At 58.6% G+C, this 18,851-nt stretch carries 14 protein-coding genes; 9 read left to right on the top strand and 5 right to left on the bottom strand.

Annotated elements, in window-relative coordinates; translation table 11 throughout:
* Positions 1 to 9 precede the first annotated feature (9 nt).
* The 5 genes from kdpB to FMF02_RS11305 all read left to right on the top strand — a co-directional run bounded on the left by kdpB (position 10) and on the right by FMF02_RS11305 (position 6,474).
* Positions 10 to 2,052, top strand: a complete 2,043-nt coding sequence (gene kdpB / locus FMF02_RS11325) for a potassium-transporting ATPase subunit KdpB (RefSeq protein WP_026074745.1) — start codon at positions 10 to 12, stop codon at positions 2,050 to 2,052.
* A 15-nt stretch (positions 2,053 to 2,067) separates the two neighbouring features.
* Positions 2,068 to 2,637: a K(+)-transporting ATPase subunit C gene (locus FMF02_RS11320; RefSeq protein ID WP_141413227.1), complete on the top strand. Its 570-nt coding sequence runs from the start codon at positions 2,068 to 2,070 to the stop codon at positions 2,635 to 2,637.
* Positions 2,638 to 2,930: 293 nt separating this feature from the next.
* Positions 2,931 to 3,620, top strand: coding sequence for a hypothetical protein (locus FMF02_RS11315; RefSeq protein ID WP_019129675.1), 690 nt, complete (start codon positions 2,931 to 2,933; stop codon positions 3,618 to 3,620).
* Positions 3,621 to 3,625: 5 nt separating this feature from the next.
* Positions 3,626 to 4,756, top strand: a complete 1,131-nt coding sequence (locus FMF02_RS11310) for a histidine kinase (RefSeq protein WP_019129676.1) — start codon at positions 3,626 to 3,628, stop codon at positions 4,754 to 4,756.
* 2 nt (positions 4,757 to 4,758) lie between these two features.
* A complete protein-coding gene (locus tag FMF02_RS11305; protein ID WP_141413226.1) occupies positions 4,759 to 6,474 on the top strand; it encodes a sensor histidine kinase in 1,716 nt (571 codons plus the stop codon).
* A gap of 604 nt (positions 6,475 to 7,078) precedes the next feature.
* Here FMF02_RS11305 and FMF02_RS11295 read toward each other — a convergent pair.
* The 4 genes from FMF02_RS11295 to FMF02_RS11280 all read right to left on the bottom strand — a co-directional run bounded on the left by FMF02_RS11295 (position 7,079) and on the right by FMF02_RS11280 (position 10,968).
* Positions 7,079 to 7,615 carry a flavodoxin family protein gene (locus tag FMF02_RS11295; RefSeq protein WP_141413225.1) on the bottom strand — a complete coding sequence of 179 codons (537 nt, stop codon included), beginning with the start codon at positions 7,613 to 7,615 and terminating at the stop codon, positions 7,079 to 7,081.
* 31 nt (positions 7,616 to 7,646) lie between these two features.
* Complete coding sequence (locus FMF02_RS11290) at positions 7,647 to 8,744, bottom strand: MBL fold metallo-hydrolase (RefSeq protein WP_179952763.1); 1,098 nt, start codon at positions 8,742 to 8,744, stop codon at positions 7,647 to 7,649.
* Between the two features lie 21 nt (positions 8,745 to 8,765).
* Positions 8,766 to 10,037 carry a cupin domain-containing carboxymuconolactone decarboxylase family protein gene (locus tag FMF02_RS11285; protein ID WP_443608662.1) on the bottom strand — a complete coding sequence of 424 codons (1,272 nt, stop codon included), beginning with the start codon at positions 10,035 to 10,037 and terminating at the stop codon, positions 8,766 to 8,768.
* Positions 10,038 to 10,137: 100 nt separating this feature from the next.
* On the bottom strand, positions 10,138 to 10,968 hold the full coding sequence (locus FMF02_RS11280) for a helix-turn-helix domain-containing protein (RefSeq protein ID WP_034779388.1): 831 nt from the start codon (positions 10,966 to 10,968) through the stop codon (positions 10,138 to 10,140).
* A gap of 157 nt (positions 10,969 to 11,125) precedes the next feature.
* On the opposite strand from FMF02_RS11280, the gene FMF02_RS11275 reads away from it, so the two are divergent.
* From FMF02_RS11275 to FMF02_RS11260, 4 genes are all read left to right on the top strand, one after another.
* Positions 11,126 to 12,289 (top strand): efflux RND transporter periplasmic adaptor subunit, encoded by a 1,164-nt coding sequence (locus FMF02_RS11275; protein ID WP_141413222.1) that lies wholly within the window; start codon positions 11,126 to 11,128, stop codon positions 12,287 to 12,289.
* Between the two features lie 3 nt (positions 12,290 to 12,292).
* Positions 12,293 to 15,502: an efflux RND transporter permease subunit gene (locus FMF02_RS11270; protein WP_141413221.1), complete on the top strand. Its 3,210-nt coding sequence runs from the start codon at positions 12,293 to 12,295 to the stop codon at positions 15,500 to 15,502.
* The gene (locus FMF02_RS11265) at positions 15,489 to 16,865 is read left to right on the top strand and encodes an efflux transporter outer membrane subunit (RefSeq protein ID WP_141413645.1); all 1,377 of its coding nucleotides are present in this window, start codon (positions 15,489 to 15,491) and stop codon (positions 16,863 to 16,865) included. Before FMF02_RS11270 ends, FMF02_RS11265 begins: the two co-directional genes overlap by 14 nt.
* Positions 16,866 to 17,095: 230 nt before the next feature.
* Positions 17,096 to 18,274, top strand: a complete 1,179-nt coding sequence (locus FMF02_RS11260) for a hypothetical protein (RefSeq protein ID WP_141413220.1) — start codon at positions 17,096 to 17,098, stop codon at positions 18,272 to 18,274.
* A 74-nt stretch (positions 18,275 to 18,348) separates the two neighbouring features.
* Here FMF02_RS11260 and mscL read toward each other — a convergent pair whose 3' ends face one another.
* Positions 18,349 to 18,834, bottom strand: coding sequence for a large-conductance mechanosensitive channel protein MscL (mscL, locus tag FMF02_RS11255; RefSeq protein WP_019129686.1), 486 nt, complete (start codon positions 18,832 to 18,834; stop codon positions 18,349 to 18,351).
* Positions 18,835 to 18,851: the final 17 nt, after the last annotated feature.

Raw genomic sequence — 18,851 nt, 5'->3', positions numbered from 1 at the left:
ATTTGAAAAATGAAAAATCGAGTAAATAATTCGTTGTTCAACAAACAGCTTGTAAACGCAAGCTTCGTTGAGTCGTTCCGCAAGCTCGATCCGCGTGTGATGATCAAGAATCCGATCATGTTCACCGTCGAGGTCGTAACGTTCGTCATGCTGCTGCTGATTGTCTGGATCGCCGTGACAGGAAACACGTCGCAGGGTTCGCTGGGCTACAATATCGTGATCTTCCTGGTCCTGCTGGCCACGGTGCTCTTCGCCAATTTCGCCGAGGCCATCGCCGAAGCACGCGGCAAGGCACAGGCCGATTCGCTGCGCAAGACCCGTGAGGAGACCCCTGCCAAACGGATCGAGAAGGACGGACAGTCGCATATCGTCAGCAGCTCGGCACTGCGCAAGGGCGACGTGTTCGAATGCGTCGCCGGAGATACCATTCCCGCCGACGGCGAGATTATCGAAGGTCTGGCGTCGATCGACGAGAGCGCCATCACGGGCGAATCGGCCCCGGTGATCCGCGAGGCGGGCGGCGACAAGAGTTCGGTCACGGGCGGTACGAAGGTTCTTTCCGACCGTATTCTGGTAAAAGTGACCGTACAGCCGGGCGAGAGTTTCCTTGACAAGATGATCGCCCTCGTGGAAGGTTCCTCGCGCCAGAAAACCCCGAACGAGATTGCGCTGACCATCCTGCTCGCAGGCTTCACGATCGTCTTCGTGATCGTTTGCGCCACGCTCAAACCGTTCGCCGATTACGTGGGTGCCAACATCACCGTCGCAGCGTTTATTTCGCTGTTCGTCTGCCTGATCCCGACCACTATCGGCGGTCTGCTGTCGGCTATCGGCATCGCCGGTATGGACCGCGCCCTGCAAGCCAACGTCATCACCAAGTCGGGCAAGGCCGTCGAAACCGCCGGCGACATCGATACGCTGCTGCTGGACAAGACCGGTACGATCACCATCGGCAATCGCAAAGCCACCAAGTTCTATCCTGTCAATGGAGTGAGCCCCAAGGATTTTCTCCGGCTCTGCGTCCTCTCCTCCGCGGCCGATGAGACCCCCGAAGGCAAATCCATCGTCGAACTGGGACGCGAACAGGGCTTCCGGTTCAGCCAGACCGATTTGGTGGGCGTACACATGGTGAAGTTCACGGCCGAGACCAAGTGTTCGGGCGTAGACATGCCCGACGGCACCCGCATCCGCAAGGGCGCTTCGGAGGCAATCCGTGCGATCGTCCGGAAAGCGGGCAACGGCTTCTCGCCGGAGGTGGAAAAGATCGTGCGCACGATCTCGGAGAACGGCGGTACGCCGCTCGTGGTCTCGGAAAACGAACAGATCAAAGGTGTGATCGAATTGCAGGACATCATCAAGACGGGTATCCGCGAACGTTTCGAGCGTCTGCGCAAGATGGGCGTGAAGACCGTGATGGTGACGGGCGACAATCCGCTGACGGCGAAATACATCGCCGAGCAGGCAGGCGTGGACGACTTCATCGCCGAGGCCAAGCCCGAGGACAAGATGGAGTACATCAAGCGCGAACAGCGCGCCGGCAAACTGGTGGCCATGATGGGCGACGGTACGAACGACGCTCCGGCGCTGGCTCAGGCCGACGTGGGCGTTGCGATGAACAGCGGTACGCAGGCCGCCAAGGAGGCGGGCAACATGGTCGACCTGGACAACGACCCCACGAAGTTGATCGAGATCGTCGAGATCGGCAAGCAGCTCCTGATGACGCGCGGCACGCTGACGACCTTCTCCATCGCCAACGACGTAGCCAAATACTTCGCCATTGTTCCGGCTCTGTTCATCACCTCGATTCCGGCTCTGCAAACGCTGAATATCATGCACCTGCATTCGCCCGAAAGCGCCATTCTCTCGGCGGTGATCTTCAACGCGATCATCATCCCGCTGCTGATTCCGCTGGCCCTGCGCGGCGTCGCTTACAAACCGATCGGAGCCTCGGCCCTGTTGCGCCGCAACCTCTTCATCTACGGTCTGGGCGGCATCATCGTTCCGTTCATCGGCATCAAACTGATCGACATGTTAGTAAGTGTGTTCTTTTAATTTATTGCTTGAATCATGAAAAATCTTTGGATTTCAATCAAGATAACGCTGGCGATGTGCGTCGTGCTGTTCGTCGGTTATGTATTGGTACTGCGCCTCGTGGCATGGGTGGCATCGCCCAACGACGGAGAGGCTCCCGTGGTGACCTATAACGGCAAGGTGGTCGGCGCTGCCAACGTAGGCCAGGTCTTTACGGACAGCGTCTATTTCTGGGGACGTCCGTCGAACGTGGATTACAACGGCGGAGGTTCGGGCGGCAGCAACAAGGGCACGAACAATCCCGAATATCTGGCCCAGGTGGAGGAGCGCATCGATGCGTTCCTCGCCGCCCACCCCTACCTCTCGCGCGAGGAGGTTCCCGCCGAGATGGTGACCGCGAGCGGTTCGGGCCTCGATCCCGACATCTCGATCCGCGGCGCCGAAGTTCAGATCCGCCGCGTCGCCGGAGCCCGCGGCATGTCCGAAGCCGAGGTGAAGAAGATCGTCGAGGAGAATATCCACAAACCGTGGCTCGGACTCTTCGGCACCTATAAGGTCAATGTTCTGAAACTGAATGTGGCGTTGGACGCCGCACAGAACAAATAGCGTGTGCGGAACTTATGAAAAAGTTGGATAAACCGACCAAACGGTGGCTGATCGTACTGATCGTTTTTCTGGTCGTATTTCTGATTACGGATCTGATCTGACCCCTGTCGGTCATCCTGCTTTCGCAAGTCAGACTGCGCAAACCCTCTATTTCCCGTCGCGTACGCCCGGGCCCGGAAACGGGTTCCGTGGCGCCACGGACGGAAAAACAAACCCGAATCATCAACAATCAACGAAGAAATCTTTTAAATTCTATGAAACGTATTTTACTCGGAGTATTGGCTACGGCAGCCATGTTTGGAACGAATCACGTCGCCGCTCAAGACAAAGGGGTATCGTTCAGCGGCGGTTCCGATCTCGTAAGCTCGTATTACTGGCGCGGCGTCAAGGAGTCGGGCCCGGCCTTGCAGCCCACGCTGACCATGACGGCCGGAAACTTCTCGGTAACGGCATGGGGGTCGATCGATTTCAGCGACAGCGGCTACAAGGAGATGGATCTCACGCTGGCCTACCAGCTGGGGCCCGTGACGCTTTCGGTGGCCGACCTCTACTGGACCGGACATGACGACGACCGCTATTTCATATTCGACAGCCATTCCCCCCACCGCATCGAGGTAGGCGCGAGCTGGGTCGTATCGGAAAAACTGCCCTTCACGTTGTCGTGGTACACGATTCTGTTCGGCGCCGCCGACCGGAACGACAAAGGAGAACGCGCCTATGCTTCCTATTTCGAGGTGGCCTATCCTTTCACGGTGAAGACGGTCGACATGAAGGCCGGCGTGGGCATGGTGCCCTGGAATGCCGCCACGACCTACAACTGCGGCGATCGCGACTTCTACGTGCAGAACGTCTTCCTCAATGCCGGCAAGACCTGGGACATCAAGGGTGCCGACGGCATGAAAATCGGAATTTTCACCAATCTGATTTGGAATCCTGCTCTCGACGACGTTAACTTTGTCGGAGGATTTTCATTCAGAATGTAATAACTATGGATACACAGGACACCCGGCGAAGCGCCGAGCACTTTCTCGCCCTGATCAAAGCCTCGCACCGCGGGAAATTCAAGGTCTACATCGGCATGAGTGCCGGCGTGGGCAAGACCTACCGCATGTTGCAGGAGGCGCACCAACTGCTCGACGCAGGCGTGGACGTCCAGATCGGTTACATCGAGACGCACGGCCGTCCCGAAACGGAAGCCCTCACCGAAGGGCTTCCGTTCATTCCGCGCCGCAAGCTCTTCTACAAGGGCAAGGAGCTCGAAGAGATGGATATGCAGGCCATCATCAACCTCCACCCCGATATCGTCGTGGTCGACGAACTGGCGCACACCAACATCGAGGGCAGCGCAAATCCCAAACGGTGGCAGGACGTGATGCAGATCCTCGACGCGGGTATCAGCGTCATCTCGGCCGTCAACATCCAACACATCGAAGGGGTGAACGAACAAGTGCAGGAGATCACCGGCATCGAAGTCCACGAACGGGTGCCCGACAGCGTGCTGGCGACGGCCGACGAGGTGGTGAACATCGACCTGACGGCCGACGAACTGATCGAACGGCTCAAAGCGGGTAAAATCTACAAACCCGACAAGGTGCCGACCGCCCTGAGCAACTTCTTCCGGCAGGAGAACATCCTGCAACTGCGCGAACTCGCCTTGAAGGAGGTGGCGCTGCGCGTCGAGAAGAAGGTGGAAAACGAAGTGACGGAGAAACCCGCCCTGCTGCACGACAAGCTGTTGGCCGTGATCGACAGCAGCGAGAAACGCGCCCGCCGCCTGATCCGCAAAACCGCGCGTCTGGCCACGCATCTCAACAGTTCGTTCATCGTACTCTACGTCCAGAGCGACCGCGAGACCGCCGACCGCATCCCGCTTGCCAACCAGCGCTACCTGATCAACAACCTCAATCTGGCCACCGAACTCGGCGGTCAGATCCGGCAGGTACACTCCAACCGTCCGGTCGAGACGATCGTGGAGATCTGCCGCGAACAAAAAATCAATATCGTCTGCGTCGGCCGACCCGAATTTTCACTATTTTCGCTGTTGAAAAACGTCGTCGGGATGCGCCGCCTCATCGGCAGACTGTCGCGCATGAACATCGACCTGTATATATTGTCATAACCATGAAAATACAACGAAGGCTCACATTGGGCATCGGCATTCTTTTCGCCATGATCGTGCTGCTCGGCATCCAGTCGGTCAGCTACGTGCGGCAGCTTTCGCGCGCCACGGGAACCATTCTGGCCGACAATTACAACTCGTTGCAATACGCCGCCGACATGCTGCGTTCGCTCAACGACATCGGCGAAGATTCCGTTTCGCGGCACACCCTGCGGCAGAGTCTCGCCCTCCAACAACAAAATATCACCGAGATCAGCGAACGGGAGATGACATCGGAGCTCGGCCGCCATATCGCGGCGCTGAGCGACCCCGTCACCGAGGCCGAACTGCAAACGGTGCGCCAGGACCTGCTGCGCATCATGGAACTCAACATGGCGGCCATCCGCGCCAAAAGTTCGGCCGTCGAGGAACGCGCCGACTACGTGATGTGGTGGCTGATCGTCGTGGCGGCGCTCTGCGTCGTCAGTGCCGGCGCCATTCTGGTATGGTTTCCGCGGCTGGTGCTGCGTCCCATCGACGAACTGAAAAAGGGCATCCGCGAAATCGCCAACCACAACTACCAGCAACGGCTCGACTTCACGGGCAACCGTGAATTCGAATCCGTAGCCGAATCGTTCAACGACATGGCGGCCAAGCTCGACGAATACCGCCGCAGTTCGCTCGACGACCTGATGACGGCCAAGAAACGCATCGAAGCGATCGTCGATACGCTCCACGAGCCGATCATCGGTCTCGGCCCCGACCGCAAGATCCTCTTCATGAACCGCGAAGCGCTCGCGGTGCTGAATCTGCAAGCGGAGGTCGTCGGCCGCAACGCCGCCGAGGTCGCCCTCTCCAACGACCTGCTGCGCCGTCTGATGCGCGAGCTTTACGGAGAAAAGCGATCGACCGGAGGAGAGCCACTGAAAATCTACGCCGACAACAAGGAGAGCTACTTCCAAATGGAGAACACGCCGCTCTACATCACACCTGTCGGCGGACGCGAACAACAGTTCGTCGGCAACCTGATTATCCTGAGCAACGTCACCAAATACAAGGAACTGGATTCGGCCAAGACCAACTTCATCTCGACCGTCTCGCATGAGATGAAGACCCCGATCTCGTCGATCCTGATGAGTCTGCAACTGCTCGGCGACGACCGGCTCGGCAAGCTCAACGACGAACAGAAGCAGCTGGTCGGGAGTATCCGCGACAGCAGCGACCGTCTTCTCTCGATCACGGGCGAATTGCTCAACATGACGCAGATCGAGACCGGCAAGCTCAAACTCATGCCCAAGATCACCAAGCCGATCGAACTGATCGACTACGCCGTCAAGGCGACGCAGGTATTGGCCGAGCGGTTCTGCTGTTTCGTCGAGGTGGAATACCCCGAAAAAATCTCGAAACTGTTCGTCGACAGCGAAAAGATCGCGTGGGTCATCACCAACCTGCTGTCGAACGCCATCCACCACTCGCCCGAAAAATCGCGCATCATCGTGGGCGCCGTACAGCACGAAAAGGCGGTCGAAATCTACGTGCGGGATTTCGGACGGGGCATCGACCCGCGTTACCACAAGAGCATTTTCGAACGCTATTTCCGCGTACCGGGCACCAAGGTACAGGGCAGCGGATTGGGGCTGGCCATTTCCAAGGAGTTCGTCGAGGCGCACGGCGGCACGATCGGCGTCGAAAGCGAGATCGGCAAGGGCAGCCGCTTCTCGATCCTGCTGCCCGTGTGAATTCCGCACGCACGTACCGCGGACGGACTCCACACCCAGGGCCTTCGGCCGATGTCGAAATCGCTATAATTCGGTATTGCGTATCCGACGGAATTTCCTCTGCGTTGCGTCTCGAAAAGGTGCAAACATGCAAAGCGTAAAAAGAGGATAGGTGCCGAAATTCTGCGACAAGCCGCACGGATCTTTCGTATCAGAGGATTCGCGGGACGTCGCATCGCGAGATCGCCGACGCCGCAAACGTCGGACCGAGCAATATCCGCAACTATTTTCCCGGCAAGGAGGGATCGTTCCGTACCGTCGTACAGTCCGTCGTCGGGCCGGCCGCGGTTTCGGATGAAGGCCGGGAAATATCGCTTGGTTTTCCTGTGTCGTGTTACGGCGTCTTATATTTTACTTATCGTTCAGATGCGCGACGTATCCCGCACGCATCACCGGACATTTGAAAGCCCTCCGTCGGGAACAGCCGGCGCAATCCGTCATTTCGCCGCGCGCCACCGAACCCAAGACGTACAGGCGTCCGGCGCTTTTCGCAGAGCAAACGGAGCGGAGCGGCGATCGCCGCTCCGCTCCGTTGTCGCATCGTCCGAATGACGGCCCCGCGTATTCAGCAATTCAACCCCGCATCGTAGGCCTGTTTCATGGCCGGACTACCCTCGATCTCACCGATTTTCCACGCCCCGACGCCGTAGATCGTACCGCATTCGCGGGAATCGTCGAGACAGTCCAAAAAACCGCGGAAACCGTCGATCGTCCGTTCCATGGCAGCCTTGCTGTCGTCGGCCGCCGCCACGATAAAATAAAACTCCTTGCCCGTCATCTCGGTGTAACGTGCGCAGCAACGATCGATCAGCGTCTTCATCTGGGCGCTCATCGTATAGAAATAGACCGGCGTAGCCAGTACGATCACGTCGGCCGCGATCATCTTCCCGACGATCTGCGCCGCATCGTCCCGTTGCGGACAGGTTCGGGTATCGTAGCAGACGCCGCAACCGGTGCAGTAACCGATCCGGCAGTCGCGCAGCGAGATCTTCTCCGCGTCGTGCCCCGCCTCCCGCGCCCCGCGCAGGAACTCGTCGCACAGCCGGTCGGAATTCCCGTGCCGGCGTGGAGAAGACGAAAGTAGCAAAATTCGTTTTTTCATCTTTTTACCTAATTATCTATGATTCGGTCAATCAATCGATCCCTCGCCACCATGCCTCGTAACGCCTGACGGTATCGGCCAGCGGCACGATCTCTCCGATCATCGGTTGCAACAGCACGAACCCGTCGCCTGCCGCCGCTTCGGCGGCGTTTTTCAGCGGTTCGTCCCACGCATGGCGGCTCAGCGCGAATTTCGAGTGATGCACCGTCAGCACACGTGCCGGGCGCAGGTCGCGGATCGCATCCGGCAATTTTTCGGGCATCAGATGAATGTAACGCCAGTCGGCGTTGTACTGCCCGTTCTCCACCACCGCCAGGTCGATCGGCGCGAACCGGTGGCCGATCTCGGCGAAGTGCGCATCGTAACCACCGTCGCCTGCAAGATAGACCCGCCGCGAAGGGCTCTCCACTAAAAACGAGGCCCAGAGCGAACGGTTGCGCTGCAACCCGCGCCCTGAAAAATGGCGCGCAGGCAGGCAGTGGATCCGGAACCCGTCCGACAAGCCGCAGCTCTCGTTCCAATCCAGTTCGACGATCCGGTCAGAATTGAATCCCCAATACTCGAAATGCTCCCCCACGCCCAGCGGACAGACTACCCTGCCGATACGCTCTTTCAACTGCATTACGGTACGGTAATCCAGATGATCCCAATGGTCGTGCGTGACGATCAGGCAGTCGACATCGGGCATGTCCTCCGGAGAAAAGACGTCCGTACCCTTGAAGGGAGAAAAGAACAGCGACATCGGCCACTTGTCGGTCAGCACAGGATCGACCAGAAGACGCACCCCGTCCAATTGCAGCAGATAGGACGAATGGCCGAACCACACCAACGCATCCTCCGCCCGCTCCAAACGGTGCAGATCGGGTTTCAGCACCGGAAGCGCCGACGCCGGTTCGCGGCGCTCTTTACTCCCGAAGAGAATACCCCACATGCTGCCCGCAAACCCTTTGTCGGAAGTCATCTGCGGCGTAGGATGCAGGTTGCGGAACTGCCCGTCGCGGTAATTGGGCGAACGGCGGATACGCTCCAACCGCTCGCCGCGCGGCAAGCGGCCGAAACTCCGCTGATTGACGAATGCGATCCCCGCCGCAGCGAGCAACACGACGATCGACAAGAGGATTGCGGACATACGGCGAATCGTTTTTCTCATCTATTCGGGAATCACTTCGTTCAGACAGGCGATCGCATTGAGCGTGCGCGGGTAACCAATGTAGGGAAGCAGCTGCGTAACGACGGCCAGCAGTGTCGCCTTGCCGTTACCGACGTTCGCATTGCCCTGAATATGCCCTTTCACCTGCGATTCGCAACCGCCCAGCGACACGAGCATCGAAAAAGTAAGCAGTTCACGAGTCTTCACATCCAACCCGCCGCGCGTGTAATAGTCGCCGAAACAATCGGCAGACAGATAGCGCTGGATATGCACCTGATTCTCCGGTGCTTCCTCGTGCATCCGATCGATCCGTTCGCCGAAGATCGATCGCTGTACGGCCAGTCCCTTTTCGAAGCGGTCATCGGGCGAAACGGTCGACTGCCCCTCCAACGGCAACGTCACGCCCCGTCGCCGCAGCACATCGTTGGCTATGCCGATGAAATCGAAGGTCCTGGCCAAACCGACGTAAGGCACGGCCTGATACAAAATCTCCTTCACCTCGACGGGCGTCACGCCGCCGTCGAGCGCCGCGTCGAGCAGCGAGCGGTAGACCCCCTCCGCCTGCAAGGCGATCGCCGAAGCGAGAAGGGTCATTCTGCGCGTCCGCTCGTCGAGTTCTCCGTAACGCAACACCTCGTCGAAGGCGAAATTGCCGACGATCTCCGCCAGTTCGGGATCGCTCTGTTCCAACTCCGACTTGCATGCCGGCAACAACGCATCGAAATTGCGGAGCGCCGTCCGGGACATCCGGCTGCGGAATTCCTCCGTCCCGGCGGTCGCCGCTGCATACTGCGCGTCGTCCACCGGTTCGAGCCACCTATTCTTGTTGGTCTGCGGATTGGTCTCGACGGCCAGATGCGCAAACCAGCTGTCGGGTGCCGCTCCGTGCCAGTGCTCCACGTCGGGAGCGATCTCCACCACATCTCCCGGCAACAACAGCCGCGCCGGTTCACCCCGTTCCTGATAATAGCCCCGGCCGGCCGTGACAAGCAGCAGCTGCCCTCCGGTATGGCTATGCCAGTTGTTGCGGCATCCGGGACTGAAAGTCACGTTCGACACCGGACAGTTCAACGCCTCGTCGCGCACCAGCGGCGCACGGTAGGCCTGACCGATAAAATAGGCCGAAAATTCCTCCGGCAGCTTCTCGCCCTGCGGGAAGATCTGCCCAAAGATAGGATTCTCTCTCATCGTGTTTTCCTGTGCATGAATTGTTCCTGCCGAACCGATCAGCAGTGCAAAAACGACTGCCTGCCGACATGCGATTCTTCTCATCGTCTCTTCGTTTTTAGGTTCACGATGCAAAATTACGGAGATTCCGCACTGCACGACCTACACGGATTACGGATTTCGTTACCACTTTTACCGATTCGGCCTACTTCGCATTGCGGTAGGCAAGAGGCGAACTTCCCGTATGGCGTTTGAAGAAACGCCCCAGATAGGACTGGTCGGGGAAGTGCATCCGATCGGCGATCTGTTGCAGCGAAAGATCGGAAAACATGAGCATCAGTTTGATTTCGTGTACGATCCACTTGTCGATCATCTCCTTGGGGGTCTCGCCGGTCAGCGTGCGCGTCACGGAGGCCAGGTAACTCATCGAAATACAGAGTTTTCCGGCATAGAAGGCCACGTCGCGCCGCTCGATGAAATGCTCGGCGATCAACTTCACGAAGCGATCGTAAAGTTCCCGCTTGCGATGGGCGCCCTCCTCCTGATAACGGATGTAGTTCCGCCGGACCTTGTCGCAAACGTTCAGTAGGATATGACGCATCAGCAGGTACATGATCTGCGAACGGTAGATGTTCTCCGTCTCCGCGCTGGCGGCCAATACCACGGAATAAAGGTTTTTCACCCCGCGGGCCGTCTCCCCGCGGTGCCGGATCGCCGGATGGGTTTCCAGATAGTGGAAACATTCGGTATCGAGCCGCTGCATCGCTCCGTCGAACACTTGGATGCTCGAAGCGTAAAAGATCACGCGGAAGTCGGCGCTCGCCTCGACGAGCATGAAGACCATGTCGGGCAGCAGCACCACCTCCGTATCGCACTCGATCGCATGTTCCTCGACATTGACCGATACGACCGCACGGCCGGCCGTGCACAGGAACACGGCGCCGCCATTCACCCGAACGGGACGTTTCAGAAAAGCGGACAAATTCGTATCCTCCACTGAAAAAGATTGTTCGTCGGATAACAATAATTCGATCATATCCTCGTTTTTGACATAAATACGTCACAAAAATAGATAAAATTCGGCAAAAAAGCCCATGATAGTTCACGTTTTGAAAAATTCCGCCCATTTTTTGAAACCGGATGTTCTACGGCTTTTGCCTATCTTTGTCGCGATTAAAAAGGAAAAACGAAACATGAAGAAAAATTCGATCCGTGCAGCAGCACTCGCCTGCTGCTTTTTCATGCTCGGCTGTCGTCAGGCGCCGATGCAATCCCAGAGTTCGGAGTACGACGTCCTGACAGTGGCTACGACCGACCGTACCATTCCGGTGGATTACTCGGCGACGATCCGCGGTCGTCAGGATATCGCAATCTATGCGCAGGTATCGGGCAAGATCGCCCAGGTCTGCATAAACGAGGGGCAGCGCGTCCGCAGCGGACAGACGCTTTTCATCATCGACCAGGTTCCCTATAAGGCAGCGTTGCAGACGGCCGAAGCCAACGTCGCCGCCGCCAAGGCGAGTGTTGCGACCGCTCAGCTGACCTACGACAGCAAGAAGGAACTTTTCGCACGCAAGGTAGTTTCGCAGTTCGACCTTTCGACGGCCGAGAACAACCTGTTGACGGCCAAGGCGCAGTTCGCACAGGCCGAAGCACAGCGCGTGAACGCCGCCAACAACCTCTCCTATACGGTCGTGACCAGTCCCTCGGACGGAATCGTGGGTACACTGCCCTACAAGGTGGGCGCGCTGGTCGGTCCTTCGACGCCGCAGCCGCTGACTACCGTATCGGACAATTCGGAGATGTACGTCTATTTCTCGATGACCGAGAACCAACTGCTGAACCTCACGCGCGAGTACGGTTCGATCGACAACACGCTGAAAAACATGCCCGACGTGCAGTTGCGTCTCAACGACGGGTCGGTCTACGACGAGGCGGGCCGCATCGAGGCCATCAGCGGCGTCATCGACACCTCGACGGGCAGCGTGCAGCTCCGCGCGGCGTTCCCCAACCCGAACGGGCTGCTCCACAGCGGCGGGGCCGGCAACATCATCCTGCCGTACGTCCGCAAGCAGTGCGTCGTAATCCCTCAGGCCGCGACCTTCGAATTGCAGGACAAGGTATATGTATATAAGGTCGTCGACGGCAAAGCCACGTCGGCCGCGATCGCCGTAGACCGGATTTCGAACGGCAGGGAGTACATCGTCAATTCGGGTCTGGTACCGGGCGACGTGATCGTCGCCGAGGGCGTGGGTCTGATGCGCGAAGGCACGCCCGTGCAGCCCAAGGCACAGAAGGCCGCCGCACCCTCTGCCGACCAGGCAGCCGCTCAACCCGAAACCGCAAAGGAGGAATAGGCCATGACACTCAAGCATTTTATCGAACGACCCGTATTGGCGTCGGTCATCTCCATCGTCATCGTCATCGCCGGTATCATCGGACTTGCGACGCTGCCCATCGAGCAGTATCCCGATATCGCGCCTCCGACGGTCATGGTCCGCGCCAGCTACCCCGGCGCCAGTGCCGAAACGATCCAGAAGTCGGTCATCGTACCGCTCGAACAGGCCATCAACGGCGTGGAGAACATGACCTACATCACCTCCAGCGCAGCCGTCGGCAGCGCCTCGGTCACCGTCTATTTCCGTCAGGGTACCGATCCCGACATGGCGGCCGTGAACGTACAGAACAAAGTTTCCCGCGCCACCGGACAATTGCCCTCCGCCGTAACCCAGATCGGCGTTTCGACCATGAAGCGCCAGACCTCCATGGTAAAGATCTTCTCGCTGTACAGTCCCGACGACTCCTACGACGAGACGTTCCTCTCCAACTATTCGAAAATCAACATCGAACCGCGTATCCTGCGTATTCCGGGCGTCGGCGAAGCCTTCACGCTCGGCGCCGACTATTCGATGCGCGTCTGGCTGAAACCCGACGTGATGGCGCAGTACAAGCTCATCCCGTCGGACGTGACGGCCGCACTGTCCGAACAGAACATCGAGTCGGCCACGGGTACGCTGGGCGAAAACTCGGAGAACACGTTCCAGTATACGATGAAATACCGCGGACGTTACGAAACGCCCGAAGAGTTCGGCCAGATCGTCATCCGCTCGCTTCCCGACGGTGAGGTGCTGCGTCTGAAAGATGTCGCCGACATCGAGCTGGGCAGCGAATCCTATGCCTACAAGGGCTATACCAACGGCCACCCGGGCGTCAGCACGATGATCTTCCAGACCGCCGGTTCGAATGCCACGCAGGTCGTCGAGGATGTCGAAGCGCTGCTCGAAGAGGTACGTGCCGAACTGCCGAAAGGCATCGAAATCGCTCACCTGCAAAGTGTGAACGACTTCCTTTACGCCTCGATGAACGAGGTGCTCAAAACGCTGATCGAAGCCATCATCCTCGTGGTGCTGGTGGTCTACGTCTTCTTGCAGGACATCCGCTCGACGCTCGTCCCCACGATTTCGATTCTCGTAGCACTCGTTGGAACCTTCGCATTCCTGTCGGTGGCCGGGTTCTCGATCAACCTGCTGACGCTCTTCGCACTGGTGCTTGCGATCGGTACAGTCGTCGACGATGCCATCATCGTCGTCGAGGCGGTGCAGGCGCGATTCGACGTGGGATACAAGTCTTCCTACCATGCCACCATCGACGCCATGTCGGGCATCACGTCGGCCATCGTCACCTCGACGCTGGTCTTCATGGCCGTCTTCATTCCCGTGGCTATGATGGGCGGAACGTCGGGTATCTTCTACACCCAGTTCGGTATCACGATGGCCGTGGCCGTCGGTATCTCGGCTGTCAATGCCCTTACGCTCTCGCCGGCGCTCTGCGCCCTGCTGCTGAAACCCTACATGGACGAGAACGGACAGATGCGCGACAACTTCGCCGCCCGCTTCCGCAAGGCGTTCAACACCACGTTCGGTACGATGGTCAACAAGTACAAGCACGGCGTGCTGCTCTTCATCAAGCACAAGTGGCTGATGTGGTCGACGCTCGGACTCGCCCTCGTGGCGCTCGTCATACTGATGGATACCACCAAGACGGGTCTGGTACCCGATGAAGACCAGGGTACGATCATGGTCAACGTGACGGCCGCTCCGGGTTCCGGACTCGCCGAGACGCACCTGATCATGGAGCAGGTTGCGGACCGCATCGAGGACATTCCCCAGATCCGCGACTTCATGCAAGTCGCCGGTTACGGCATGATCGCCGGACAGGGATCGTCCTACGGTATGTGTATCATCAAGCTCAAAGACTGGGCCGAGCGTCCCGAAAAGTCGGATGCCGTACAGGCCGTCATCGGACAGATCTACGCCCGGACGGCCGATATCAAGGATGCGCAGATCTTCGCCGTCGCACCGCCGATGATTTCGGGTTACGGAACCTCGACCGGCTTCTCGCTGAACTTGCAGGACAAGGCGGGCGGAGAGCTGACCGATTTCTACAACATCTACCTGAAATTCATCGGCGCGCTGAACCAGCGTCCCGAAATCGAACGCGCCTACTCGACGTTCAACATCAACTTCCCGCAGTATCTGGTCGACATCGACGCCGCGAAAGCCAAACGCGCCGGCGTGTCGCCGAGCACGGTACTCTCGACGCTGGCGGGTTACTACGGCGGGCAGTACGTTTCGAACATCAACCGCTTCTCGAAGATGTACTACGTGACGTTGCAGGCTGATCCGAAGTACCGTCTCGACACGGAGTCACTCAACAACGTCTACGTCCGCACGGACAGCGGCGAAATGGCGCCGCTGAGCCAGTTCGTGAACCTGACGCGCGTATACAGTTCCGAAGTGCTCAACCGCTTCAACCTCTACAACTCGATCGCCGTGAACGGTACGGCCGCCAGCGGTTATTCGTCGGGCGACGCCATCCAGGCGATCCGCGAAGTCGCCGCCGAGGTGCTGCCGAAGGGCTACGGATTCGAGTTCGACGGCATCACGCGCGAGGAGGCGCAGACCGGCAGCAACACGGCCATTATCTTCGGTATCTGTATTCTGCTGATCTACCTCATCCTGAGTGCGCTCTACGAGAGTTTCTTCGTTCCGTTCGCCGTCATCCTCGCCGTACCGTGCGGTCTGACAGGCTCGTTCCTCATGGCCAAGGCGATGGGACTCGAAAACAACATCTATCTCCAAACGGGTATCATCATGCTGATCGGTCTGCTGTCGAAAACGGCCATTCTGATCACCGAGTACGCCGCCGACCGCCGCGCCGGAGGCATGAGCCTCACGCAAGCCGCCGTATCGGCCGCCAAAGCCCGTCTGCGCCCGATTCTGATGACCGTCCTTACGTGCGTGTTCGGTATGATCCCGCTGATGCTCTCGCACGGTGTCGGCGCCAACGGCAACTCCACGCTCGGTTCGGGCGTCGTGGGCGGCATGATCGTCGGTACGCTGGCGCTGCTGTTCCTGGTACCTACGCTCTTCATCGTCTTCCAGACCTTGCAGGAGAAGATCAAGCCGGTGGAGTTCACCTCTCCCGATTGGTGCATCCAGGCCGAGATCGAAGAGAATCAAAAAGAACCTATTGACGAAGAAGCAAAAACCGATGATGATACGAAATAGTTTATTCGCAGCCGTCGCCCTGCTTATGACGGGCTGCGGCATCTACAAACCCTACACGCGTCCCGAAGTTACGACCGACGGCATCTACCGCGAGCCCGTAACTCCGACCGACACGGCCTCGCTGGCCGACCTCGACTGGCGGGCGCTCTTCCCCGACGAGCGGTTGCAGCAGCTCATCGATACGGTGCTGGTACGCAACACCGATCTGCGCACGGCACAGTTGCAGGTCGAGGAGGCCGAAGCGACGCTCCGCACTGCACGGCTCTCGCTGCTCCCCTCCTTCACGCTCGCACCCCAGGGCGGCGTAAGCAGTTTCGACAATTCGAAGGGGACTTGGACTTACAACCTTCCCGTGACGGCCAGCTGGGAGATCGATATTTTCTCGCGGCTGCGCAACGGCAAACTCCGCAACAAGGCGCTCTACTACCAGAGCATCGAGTATCGCCAGGCCGTTCGCACGCAGTTGATCGCCACGACGGCCAACCTCTACTTCACGCTCTGCATGCTCGACGAACAATACGCCATCGCCAACGAGACCGCCTCGGCATGGCGTGAAGCAGTCGACGCCATCCGTGCGATGAAGGACGCGGGCATGGCGACCGAAGCAGCCGTCGCACAGAACGAAGCGGCCTATTACAGTGTCGAGACGTCGGTCAAGCAGCTCGCGCAGTCGATCAGCGAGACCGAAAACAGCCTATGTTCGCTGTTGGCGCAGACTCCGCACAAGATCGAGCGCGGCTCGCTCGAAAGCCAGCGGATGCCCGCCGACCTGCTCATCGGCGTCCCCGTGCAACTGCTCTCGCGCCGTCCCGACGTACGCAGCGCCGAGTACTCGCTCATGTCGGCCTACTACGCTACGGCCGAAGCACGATCGGCGCTCTATCCGCAGATTACGCTCAGCGGTACGGCCGGTTGGACGAACAGCGCAGGGTCGCAGATCGTCAACCCCGGCAAGCTGCTTCTGTCGGCCGCAGGACAATTGTTGCAGCCGATCTTCCAGGCCGGCGCCAACCGTGCGCGCGTGAAGATCGCCAAAGCGCAGCAGCAGGAGGCGATGCTCGCCTACGAGCAGACGATTCTCAATGCCGGACAAGAGGTCAACGATGCGCTGACCGCCTGCCAGACGGCACGCGAGTCGGCAACGCTCTACGACCAGCAGGTCGCATCGCTCCGTCGTGCCGTCGAGAGCACCGAGCTGCTGATGCAGCACGGCTCGACGACCTACCTCGAAGTGCTGACCGCACGGCAGTCGCTCCTCTCGGCGCAGTTGCAGCAGGTCGCCAACCGTTTCACCGAATTGCAGAGCGTGGTCACGCTCTACCACGCCCTCGGCGGCGGACGCGAAACGGAAACGGCGCAGTAGCGTTTTTCCTCCGACCGATATTTACGACCGGAAAATCCGAACAGGGTTTTCCGGTTTTTTCGTATCCTGCATCGGCGGGAACGACAAAATTTTCCGATTTTCACACCGACCGTTGGATTATCACCTGCAATTTCGTATTTTTGTTCGATCGGTCACGAAAACAAAAGAAAGAAAATCCGAAAAACAAAGGAAACACAATTCAAATTCATAACTATTAACCCGTTAACCACATGATTCTCAAAAGACTGATTCCCATTCTGCTGGTCGTGCCGCTGCTCGCGGCCTGCCCGTCGGGAAATCCGAACGGCAAGATGCCGGTCGATGTTTCCAAACTGCCCCGCCAGATCTATTCGGGCGAACAGGGCCCGTTCCACGTACAAGGCATCGCCGTCGATCTCGACCGCGGCTACATGTACTTCTCGTTCACCACCACGCTCCTGAAAACCGACATGCAGGGTAACCTGCTCGGCAGCGTCGAAGGCATGACCGGGCACTTGGGCTGCATGACGCTCAATCCCGACGACGGACGGCTCTACGCTTCGATCGAGTACAAGCACGACGCGATCGGAAAGGGCATTCTCAACAAACTGGAAGGCGTCCGGAACGACGAGCAGACGGGTTTCTACGTCGCAGTCTTCGACGTCGACCGCATCGACCGCATCGGGATGAATGCCGAAAAGGACGACGTGATGAAGACCGTCTACATCAAGGAGGCCGTCGACGACTACTACGCCAAAGTCTCCAACAACGGACAGGAGCTGGAACACCGTTTCGGCTGCTCGGGCATCGACGGCGTGACATTCGCACCCGCATTCGGCCAGAGCCGCGACGGCAAGAAGTACCTCTACGTCGCTTACGGCATCTACGGCGACACGCTGCGCACCGACAACGACTATCAGGTGATTCTGGCCTACGACACCCGGGACTGGAAGCAGTACGAGCAGCCGCTCACGCAAGAGAACCTGCACAAGAGCGGTCCCGAGAAACCGCTCCACAAATATTTCCTCTACACGGGCAACACCTCGTGGGGCATCCAGAACCTCGCCTACGACAAGGCCTCGGGCAACATGCACGCCGCTGTCTACAAGGGCAAGAAATCGCACTATCCCAACTACTCCTACTTCGTCATCGACGGCAGCAAGGCTCCCGAGCGCAAGCAGCTGCAAGGGTTCGATCCCGCCGTCGAGGCAGAGGTGCTCTCGCTGCTGCCCGAAGGACTGCATGATGCGCAAAGCGATACGTGGGGTTGGAATTTCAAATGGGGTACGACGGGACTCTGCCCCATCGGCGACGGTTATTTCTACATCTCGCACAACGCCAAGGACAAGCAGACGGGCAATCAGAGCAGTACCGTACAGCTTTATAAATGGACGGGCAATCCCGACAAAGCCTTCGAACCGGTGGAATAAATCCGCCGGACATGAAGAAACGATCCCCGCGACCGGATGGTCGCGGGGATCGTTTCTTCATCGGGCGCTCCCGGTCACTTCTTCTCCTTCAACAGGTCGCGGATCTCGGCGAGCAACAGCTCCTCTTTCGTCGGAGCGGGTTCCGGTGCAGGCTGGGGCGCCTCCTCCTTTTTCTTCATCAGACGGTTCATCAGCTTGACCATCAGGAAAACGCAGAGAGCCAGAATCGTAAAGTCGATGCACTGCTGGATGAAAGCCCCGTAGTTCCAATAGACCGGTTCCAGTGTCTCGGCTGCCTTGCCGGCGATGTTCACACCGTCGGGCGTCACCTCGTTAACGACTTCGCCTACGGCCTGCGACATGTCGCGGATCTTCGAAATGTCGAGCCGCAGGTCGGTGAAGTTCACATTGCCGAGCAATGCTCCGATCGGCGGCATCAGGATGTCGTTGACCAGCGACGAGACGATCTTTCCGAACGCACCGCCGATGATAACGCCGACGGCCATGTCCATCACGTTGCCCTTCATGGCAAACTCCTTGAATTCCTTAAAAAATCCCATCTTGTTCGTGTTTTAGC

Source organism: Alistipes communis, from assembly GCF_006542665.1.
GTDB classification, from domain to species: domain Bacteria; phylum Bacteroidota; class Bacteroidia; order Bacteroidales; family Rikenellaceae; genus Alistipes; species Alistipes communis.
Note: the sequence above shows the minus strand (reverse complement) of the source record. Positions and strands in the feature narration are given on the sequence as shown.

What these genes read in the sequence shown, in the direction of transcription:
- FMF02_RS11275 (WP_141413222.1), top strand. Translation starts at nt 11,126, where the DNA reads ATGAAGAAAAATTCGATCCGTGCAGCAGCACTCGCCTGCTGCTTTTTC.
- FMF02_RS11290 (WP_179952763.1), bottom strand. Translation starts at nt 8,744, where the DNA reads ATGTCCGCAATCCTCTTGTCGATCGTCGTGTTGCTCGCTGCGGCGGGG.
- FMF02_RS11305 (WP_141413226.1), top strand. Translation starts at nt 4,759, where the DNA reads ATGAAAATACAACGAAGGCTCACATTGGGCATCGGCATTCTTTTCGCC.
- kdpB (WP_026074745.1), top strand. Translation starts at nt 10, where the DNA reads ATGAAAAATCGAGTAAATAATTCGTTGTTCAACAAACAGCTTGTAAAC.
- FMF02_RS11260 (WP_141413220.1), top strand. Translation starts at nt 17,096, where the DNA reads ATGATTCTCAAAAGACTGATTCCCATTCTGCTGGTCGTGCCGCTGCTC.
- FMF02_RS11320 (WP_141413227.1), top strand. Translation starts at nt 2,068, where the DNA reads ATGAAAAATCTTTGGATTTCAATCAAGATAACGCTGGCGATGTGCGTC.
- mscL (WP_019129686.1), bottom strand. Translation starts at nt 18,834, where the DNA reads ATGGGATTTTTTAAGGAATTCAAGGAGTTTGCCATGAAGGGCAACGTG.
- FMF02_RS11310 (WP_019129676.1), top strand. Translation starts at nt 3,626, where the DNA reads ATGGATACACAGGACACCCGGCGAAGCGCCGAGCACTTTCTCGCCCTG.
- FMF02_RS11315 (WP_019129675.1), top strand. Translation starts at nt 2,931, where the DNA reads ATGTTTGGAACGAATCACGTCGCCGCTCAAGACAAAGGGGTATCGTTC.
- FMF02_RS11270 (WP_141413221.1), top strand. Translation starts at nt 12,293, where the DNA reads ATGACACTCAAGCATTTTATCGAACGACCCGTATTGGCGTCGGTCATC.
- FMF02_RS11285 (WP_443608662.1), bottom strand. Translation starts at nt 10,037, where the DNA reads ATGAGAAGAATCGCATGTCGGCAGGCAGTCGTTTTTGCACTGCTGATC.
- FMF02_RS11295 (WP_141413225.1), bottom strand. Translation starts at nt 7,615, where the DNA reads ATGAAAAAACGAATTTTGCTACTTTCGTCTTCTCCACGCCGGCACGGG.
- FMF02_RS11265 (WP_141413645.1), top strand. Translation starts at nt 15,489, where the DNA reads ATGATACGAAATAGTTTATTCGCAGCCGTCGCCCTGCTTATGACGGGC.
- FMF02_RS11280 (WP_034779388.1), bottom strand. Translation starts at nt 10,968, where the DNA reads ATGATCGAATTATTGTTATCCGACGAACAATCTTTTTCAGTGGAGGAT.